Annotated in this window: 7 protein-coding genes; all 7 read left to right on the forward strand. The window is 36.2% G+C overall.

Features of this window, described 5'->3' with window-relative positions:
• Positions 1–53: 53 nt before the first annotated feature.
• The 7 genes from AX762_RS11840 (at position 54) to AX762_RS11865 (ending at position 7,404) form a co-directional block, all read left to right on the forward strand.
• The gene (locus AX762_RS11840; RefSeq protein ID WP_071849312.1) at positions 54–2,534 is read left to right on the forward strand and encodes a heavy metal translocating P-type ATPase; all 2,481 of its coding nucleotides are present in this window, start codon (positions 54–56) and stop codon (positions 2,532–2,534) included.
• Positions 2,535–2,712: 178 nt separating this feature from the next.
• Positions 2,713–3,330: a class I SAM-dependent methyltransferase gene (locus AX762_RS11845; RefSeq protein WP_071849313.1), complete on the forward strand. Its 618-nt coding sequence runs from the start codon at positions 2,713–2,715 to the stop codon at positions 3,328–3,330.
• A gap of 294 nt (positions 3,331–3,624) precedes the next feature.
• Positions 3,625–3,960 carry a hypothetical protein gene (locus tag AX762_RS11850; RefSeq protein WP_071849314.1) on the forward strand — a complete coding sequence of 112 codons (336 nt, stop codon included), beginning with the start codon at positions 3,625–3,627 and terminating at the stop codon, positions 3,958–3,960.
• A 248-nt stretch (positions 3,961–4,208) separates the two neighbouring features.
• Positions 4,209–5,690: a multicopper oxidase family protein gene (locus AX762_RS11855; RefSeq protein ID WP_071849315.1), complete on the forward strand. Its 1,482-nt coding sequence runs from the start codon at positions 4,209–4,211 to the stop codon at positions 5,688–5,690.
• Between the two features lie 342 nt (positions 5,691–6,032).
• Entirely contained in the window at positions 6,033–6,191 is a 159-nt protein-coding gene (locus AX762_RS12885) for a hypothetical protein (RefSeq protein ID WP_177244116.1), read from the forward strand.
• Positions 6,192–6,347: 156 nt separating this feature from the next.
• On the forward strand, positions 6,348–7,193 hold the full coding sequence (lgt, locus tag AX762_RS11860) for a prolipoprotein diacylglyceryl transferase (RefSeq protein WP_071849316.1): 846 nt from the start codon (positions 6,348–6,350) through the stop codon (positions 7,191–7,193).
• 16 nt (positions 7,194–7,209) lie between these two features.
• On the forward strand, positions 7,210–7,404 hold the full coding sequence (locus AX762_RS11865; protein WP_071849317.1) for a hypothetical protein: 195 nt from the start codon (positions 7,210–7,212) through the stop codon (positions 7,402–7,404).
• Positions 7,405–7,533 lie beyond the last annotated feature (129 nt).

Here is a 7,533-nt window from a genome sequence, read left to right on the forward strand (position 1 = left end):
CACAGGGTCATCCCAATAAAAACCCTAAATAAAATATATAAGGAGCAATTGAAATGAAAAAAGCTGTAGCGAATGAAGAAGTAATATATTCTCTAGAAGGAATGTCTTGTGTTAGTTGTGCATCTAGCATTGAAAAAAAACTCAAAAAAACTGATGGAGTTTTCAGTGCTAACGTTAACTTTGCAACCGAGAAAGTAATAGTTGAATTTGACAATAATAAAACTGATATTGCGTCTATGGGTGAAGCAGTTAGTGATTTGGGCTATAAAGCGATACCGGAAAAATTGGAAAAAGCTGACGAAAAAATAACTTTGAAAGTAGAGGGTATGACTTGTACAACGTGTGCTAACACTATTGAAAAAGGTCTTCGAAGCATAAGTGGAGTCAATCTAGCTAACGTAAATTTTGCTGCAGAGAAGGCAACGGTTGAATACAATCCTAAGAAAGTAAGATTATTAGATATGCAGAAAAAAATCTCTGAGTTAGGATATACACTGATAATCAAAGATGATCGGGATAATGATATAGACGCAGATGAATTAAAAATAAAAAAAGCAGAAAAAAAAGTAAAAATATCTGCAACGTTATCTAGTATCATTATGATTCTCATGATCATTCACATGTTTATAACTCCTGTACCCGGGTATTTACTTATTATAGGAATTCTAGGAGCACCAATCATATTTGGTGTAGGTAAACATGTGCATATAAGCAGTTGGAAAGCTCTTAAAAATAAATCGCCCAATATGGATGTTTTAGTATCGTTTGGGTCATTACCTCCGTATATCATTGGCATGATGGGGTTGTTTTTCCCATTGCAGAGTTTTATTGAAATGGCTACCACAATTATGACTTTCCATTTGATCGGTAAATACCTTGAGGTTCGTGCCAAAGGGAAAGCATCTCAAGCTATAAAAAAATTGCTGCAGATGGGAGCTAAAACTGCTAACATCATGCTGGATGGCGAAGAAACAAAAATTCCGGTTAAGGATTTACAAGTCGGAGATGTAATGATTATTCGTCCGGGAGAAAAAGTACCTACAGATGGATTTGTTATTGAAGGAAACGGATTATTAGATGAGTCAATGGCTACTGGCGAATCCATGCCAGTTAAACGTAAGAAAGGTGATGAAGTCATTGGCGCAACTATTAATAAACAAGGTCTTCTGAAAGTGGAAGTAACTAAAGTGGGTAAAGATACATTCCTATCTCAAGTAGCGAAAATGATGGAAGAATGTCAAGGTTCTAAAGTACCTATCCAAGAATTCGCTGATCGTATCACTGGATATTTTGTTCCTGCTATCCTATTGATTACACTACTTACTTTTAGTTCATTCCTAATGTTTCCAGAATTCCACTTGAGTATCATTGAATGGGGTTCAACTTTTCTCCCTTGGGTTAATCCTGATTTAACTCCTCTGACACTTGCATTCATCACAGCTACAGCTGTAATGGTTATTTCTTGTCCATGTGCATTGGGATTAGGAACCCCAACGGCTTTGATGGTCGGTAGTGGAATGGGCGCAGAAAATGGTATATTGATACGTAATGGTGAAGCAATCCAGACTTTTAAAGAAGTTAATACGATTGCATTTGATAAAACAGGAACAATTACAAAAGGGAAGCCGGAAGTAACAGATATAGTATTAGCTGAAAACATCCTGGAATCGGACTTTTTGTATTATGCCGGAACCATTGAAAAAGGATCGGAACATCCTTTAGGTCACGCCATTATAGAAAAAACAAAAATGAATAAAATGATTTTAGGAAATATACTAGAATTTAACGCTATAACGGGTAAAGGAGTGATAGGGAATATCGATGGTGAACAAATACTTCTAGGAAATAGGAGGTTAATGCGAGAAAACAGCATCGCCTTTGAACCATTTGAAAACGAATTGATTAGATTAGAAGAGGAAGCAAAAACAGCTATGTTACTTGCTAAACAAGGTAAGTTATTAGGTGTTATTGCAGTAGCTGACCCTATCAAAGAAGATTCGGCAAAAACAATTGCTGCATTAGAAAAATTAGGAATTAGAACAGTAATGATTACAGGAGATAACCAGCGTACCGCAGCGGCAATTGGAAAGAAAGTAGGAATCAGCCACGTAATTGCTGAAGTACTTCCAGATGGCAAAGTTGCTGAGATAAGACGCTTACAAGAGAAATATGGTACTGTTGCCATGGTTGGTGATGGAATTAATGATGCGCCTGCTTTGAAACAAGCTAATGTAGGCATTGCCATTGGTACAGGAACAGATATAGCAATTGAAGCAGCAGATGTTACGTTGGTTAAAGGAGAACTTAGTGGAATCGTCTCTGCTATTAAATTATCTAATGCAATATTTAAGAAAATCAGACAGAATTATTTTTGGGCCTGGTTCTATAATGCCCTATTTATTCCTGTAGCAGTAATTGGATTACTCCATCCATTAATTGGTGCTGCGGCTATGGCTCTAAGCTCACTAAATGTTGTATACAATTCTTTAAGACTAAGGAAAATTGATATTAAACCAAGTTTTCAAGAGCAATGACAAAAAATTGCTGTAAGTTCTCTCAGCAGGGAAACCAATTATTGGATTACAATTTATTAATGTAACAAGTAAATATTACCTATAGGGTCAATCTCAATGGTCGTATTTACTTGGGTATGAATTTTATATATTTAAAGACTAAACAATCACAGTATTAAATTACTAAAAGGAGCTTGATATGACACAAAGGTCAACTGACAAGATCAAGAACCGGTACAATCGGATTTCAGGGGTATATGATTCAATGGATAAGATGATAAAGGATAGCTGGAGAAAAGATTTGCTGAAAAATGTAACAGGAAACGTTCTGGAAGTAGGTATCGGTACTGGTGCAAATTTGCCGTTTTATCCTCCAGATATTCATTTGACTGGTATAGATTTCAGTCCGGGAATGCTCAATAAGGCGAGAATGAAAGCAGATACCCTTGAGTTACCTTATCAAATAAGTCTAGTTGAGATGAATGCACAGGAGATGGACTTTCCGGATAATACTTTTGATTATGTCGTAGCCACCTGTGTATTTTGCTCCGTACCCGATCCTGTAAAAGGACTACAAGAAATTAGCAGGGTCTGCAAACCAGAGGGTGAAATTATTATGTTGGAACATATGAGAAGCGAAAATGCTGTGGTAGGAAAAATGATGGATATTGTTAATCCTGTAACGGTGAATACATGGGGGGCAAATATCAACCGTAGAACACTGGAAAATATCAATAAGGCAGGCTTATCGATTGAGGAGAAAGAAGATTTGGTTTTTACGATTTTCAGAAAATTGAAAATCAAACCTGATAAATAAGAGAGCAACAGACCGATCAAGATAATATTTATGAAGAATATTTAAACTGATCCACTCTTTTATCAAAATAAAGGCTTGTCTAAAAGTCTTCGTAGGTTGCCAAGCTTCGTTCACTATCTAATTATTTGAGTGAATCATTGCTCTGCTTAAAGTAGACCGAGGAACTTGAGAAGTAATAGGTTGTAAAACATATCTAGAAAATCATTTCAATAATAAAAATCCATAAAATATCCATAACTAAAAGGTATTATTCAATTATAAAGAAAAGATAAAAAAAAAGGAGATTGATCAGAAATGAATTTAATTAGTGGAATTTTATCAGGCGTTTTAGCAGTTAGCGGTGGATTAGGAATATCTCAGTTTGCGGAAGAAGATACTTCAAATCAAGATTCAGTAATCCAAGAGCAGGCCATTGGTGTTAACCAAAGGTCAGAGATGATGGATGCAGACGAATTTGAAAATATGGAGCTGGTTATGGAAGATGGCGTAGTCAACTTTGGACAAATGAAATCGCATATAAGTGAAATGCATCCCGAATTAAATAATCAGCAACTCAGAGAACATTACAAAGGAATGCATGGGACCGGTGGCTCTTCTCGAAGCAATAACTTTAGCGGCATGCATCAATAAAAATATAGCAGTTCAGATTGACTCAGATGATTATTTTGAATACCGTTAAGTAAAAGATAGACTTGAATGAATTTAACTAAAAGCCAATTTCTTGATGATTTCATTTTAAGAACTATCTATTGTCGATAAAAGAGGAAAGATTAGAAAGTCGTATGATGTATTTCAGCGGCTTTTTAAGTCTACATAGACTACCTAAGAGGTAGTCGAGGATAGTAATCAGGTGGATGAGTATTTTGGAGGGGAGACAAATGAAAGTTAAATATATAATTACTTTTTTATCAATGTTAGTCTTAATTATTATTCTTTCGGGATGTCAACAGCCAAATGAAACGATCGATACATCTGTGGAAGAGGGCATCAGTATCCTTGATATCCCAGATCCTGAGAAAAGCGGTAATGTAAAAGAGTTCGACATTGTTGCCAAAGAATCAGAGTGGGACTTTGGTGGCAACACAGTGGCTGATGTCTGGACCTATAACGGGACTGTACCAGGAGAAGAAATTCGGGTTCAGGAAGGTGACTTTGTTCGAGTTCATTTAAAAAATGAACTTAACGAACCAGTTACCATCCATTTTCACGGTGTAATCTTACCCAATAAAATGGATGGCGTTGCAGGAGTCACACAAGATGGCGTGCAGCCTGGTGATTCTTTCACGTATGAATTTTCAGCAGATGATCCCGGAACATATTGGTATCACTCGCATCAAAACAGTGCTGAACAAGTGGATAAGGGATTATATGGCGCATTTATCGTTGAACCCAACAACAAGGTTTATGATTCTGAATACACGCTTATACTTGATGAATGGAATATGGGACGGAATAGTTCAGGTGGGATGATGGGCGGAATGATGGGGGGATCCAGCGGCGAAATGGATACGGACATGTTGTATGGCAGCTATACCGTGAATGGTAAAATAGGGCAATATATCGAACCGATTGAAGTCTATGAAGGTGAAGTGATCCGCCTGAGATTTGTTAATGCCGGCTATCGCAAACATCTGCTAAGATTTAATGGAGAACAGTACCGCGTGGTCGAGATTGACGGCAACCCTATCTACAACACAACTTATGGCTCGGGTCCTTTAGAAATAACGCCTTCTGAACGTATTGATATAGAAATCAAGATCGATAATACAGCAGAATGGCAAATAGAAAGTGTAGTTAATAATGAAGCTGCTGAAGATATGGTAATAAATGTACTGCCCAAAAAAGTGGATGATGATCAGAAAGAAACGGTAGAGATTGAAGAAGAGTCAGAAAATGGATTGGTATATATGGATCCGATTTTTGAAGAGATACCAACCCCTGATATCGAATATGATATGTTTTTAGGTGCCAGTATGGGAATGGGCATGGGCAATAGCACCTTTACAATTAATGAAGAAGTTTTCCCTGATACAGAGTCGATCGAAGTTGAAGAGGATGATATCATCAAGGCAACATTAATTAATGAGAGTCAGTTCGATCATCCAATGCACTTGCATGGTCATTATTTTCAAATTATAGCAATAAATGGCGAAAAATTAGATAATCCCATCGTCAAAGACATGATCAACGTCGAACCGGGAGAGTCAATTGAAATCGTGTTCCAGGCGGATAATCCGGGGGCGTGGGCATTCCATTGCCATGACCTTAACCATTCAGCTGGTGGGATGATGACACTATTGGAATATCAAGGTTACTACTCGCCTTTTGATATTCATGAACGTGAGAATCAGCCTGAGTGATCAGTCGTTAAAGAATAGGTTCTTTAAAACAAACGAAAAAGTCTTCATATCTGACTATGAATCAGTGAAATACGAGATGAATAATGTTAAGTATATGATGATTTTAACGAGATTTTAAAACTGCTGCCGTTAGTGAGTTCAAGTTCACTGACGGCAGCAGTTTTGCGAATTTCACAAATAAACAATTGGCTCTATAACCGATGAAGATATACAGCTCCATATCTTCTCCACAATTCTGTTATATACTATTTTTATAGAATAACAGGAGGATGAATGGAAATGAAAAAAACATAAAATAAATATAAGCTCTTTGATAATTGGCGTAATAGCAGGATAAGTATATTGAATAATAAACTAGTCAATGTATACGCTCATGGGAGCCGAGACCACTTATTTAACATGCACTACGCAAGTGAATATCAAACGATGTTTAATCATATAAATGTCTTTCATGGAAGAGACGTTCAATATGTGCCCATTGCTCAAGCCGTTACTGAGTGACGTCAGTTTCAGATATAAAGAGTTGAATTATAATAATGACAGGAACATGAACGTTTGTTTTTTTGACACAATAACTCTTAAATGGATTGATCATTTAGGTCCATCCTCAAATATTTGCATTACTATATTAAATAGATTATTAAGGAGATTATTCATATGGTAGAACTTTTCAGTATTGGTCATTTCAGCATTTATTTGCTAAGTGTGACGAGTGCATTAGGCATGATCATTGGTTTGCTGCTCGTTCAAAAGGAAGGTGAGCGTAAACGGCTAGATAAAGATAAGTTGATGGATTTAGGGCTGTATACGGTCCTGTTTGGAATTTTAGGTGCTAGATTAGGTTACATACTGTTTTTTAATTTTGACCATTATTTAGAAAATCCTCTGGATATATTTAAGATCACTCAAGGAGGATTATCTATTCAGGGTGCGATTCTCTTAGGCGGGACGTTCGCGTTCTGGTATATGAAAAAGAAAAAAATGCCTATCTGGAAAACAGCAGATGCAATCGTTCCGGGAGTGATTCTAGGTCAAGCTATAGGTCGAGTTGGCTGTGATGTTTTTGGCATACCGATGAGTCGGAATTGGCCATGGGGTGTAATGGTAGGTGGTGAATTACTTCACCCAGCTCAGCTTTATGAAGTAGCATTAAACTTTATGTTGTTTTTAATCATATGGAGAAGAAGACAAAATGCTAAATTTGATGGAGAGTTATTCTTTATATATATAATAGGATTCGCTTTCAACAGGTTTATTGTGGAGTTCTTTAGAACGAATCCTCAGGCACTCGGTTCGTTAAGCGTAGCTCATGTTATGAGTTTAGTGATTGTAGCCTTAGGTATACTTCTCTTATTCTTCATGAGAAATAAAAATACGAATGGTGTAGTCTCTAATGACGATGAAGCCATCTTAAATAATGCATTAGTCTATGGAATCATAGCTATAAGTTTTGTTATTTCGGTGGTTTTCTATTATGGTATTCATTTTATATATAGTCGGTAATTAAGGAGGAATGAACATGGAAACAGTTATATTTATCGTCGTTATGCTTGTAGGACATATGCTTATGATGTATTTTATGCCGGGTATGCATGGTAGACATGCTCATACAGAAAGTGATCAAACAAACAATAACTCATTAGAAAAAGAAAACAAACAGCTAAAAGAAGAAGTGTACGAATTAAAATCAAAAGTAAGACGTAACGAAAGATGAGGACAGCATTGAAGCAAAGAATTATAAAAATCTCAGGATTTATTTTAATTTCATTTTTTGTTTTGTCGTTATCGATTGCTATTACGATCAACTTCATTCCTTTATATTCATTTGATATAAATTATTTAA

This window comes from Alkalibacterium sp. 20 (genome assembly GCF_001885615.1).
Taxonomy (GTDB): domain Bacteria; phylum Bacillota; class Bacilli; order Lactobacillales; family Carnobacteriaceae_A; genus Alkalibacterium.

Excerpts from the sequence above, each read along its gene's own strand:
- AX762_RS11850 (WP_071849314.1), top strand. The coding sequence starts at position 3,625 with ATGAATTTAATTAGTGGAATTTTATCAGGCGTTTTAGCAGTTAGCGGT.
- AX762_RS11865 (WP_071849317.1), top strand. The coding sequence starts at position 7,210 with ATGGAAACAGTTATATTTATCGTCGTTATGCTTGTAGGACATATGCTT.
- AX762_RS11840 (WP_071849312.1), top strand. The coding sequence starts at position 54 with ATGAAAAAAGCTGTAGCGAATGAAGAAGTAATATATTCTCTAGAAGGA.
- AX762_RS11855 (WP_071849315.1), top strand. The coding sequence starts at position 4,209 with ATGAAAGTTAAATATATAATTACTTTTTTATCAATGTTAGTCTTAATT.
- lgt (WP_071849316.1), top strand. The coding sequence starts at position 6,348 with ATGGTAGAACTTTTCAGTATTGGTCATTTCAGCATTTATTTGCTAAGT.
- AX762_RS11845 (WP_071849313.1), top strand. The coding sequence starts at position 2,713 with ATGACACAAAGGTCAACTGACAAGATCAAGAACCGGTACAATCGGATT.